This window comes from Mesorhizobium sp. M2E.F.Ca.ET.209.01.1.1, assembly GCF_004010375.2.
Classification (GTDB): Bacteria; Pseudomonadota; Alphaproteobacteria; order Rhizobiales; family Rhizobiaceae; genus Mesorhizobium.
Map to the genome: position 1 here is coordinate 1 of NZ_SADP02000728.1, position 328 is coordinate 328.

Consider the following 328-nt stretch of genomic DNA (forward strand, 5'->3'; position numbering starts at 1 on the left):
GGGCCGTCCTGGCTACCGGCTGGCACTGCAGACGCGCGAGCAGCATATACGCCGCGACAAGGCGACTTCCAACATCTGCACGGCGCAGGCGCTGCTCGCCAACATGGCGACGGCCTATGCGATCTGGCACGGCCCGGCCGGCCTGCAGGCGATTGCCGGCCATGTCCATGGGCTGGCCGACCGCCTCGCCTCCGGTCTCAAGGCTGCGGGCGTTGCCGTGCTCGGCGCGAGCCGCTTCGACACGGTGACGGCGCAGGTGAAGGGCAAGGCCGTCTCGATCGCGCAAGCCGCCGAAAAGACCGGGCGGCTGCTGCGCGTCATCGATGCC

At 70.4% G+C, this 328-nt stretch carries 1 pseudogene; it reads left to right on the forward strand.

Annotated features, from left to right (window positions below):
* Positions 1-328, forward strand: a pseudogene (locus EN852_RS37630) (glycine dehydrogenase (aminomethyl-transferring)); the annotation flags it as partial.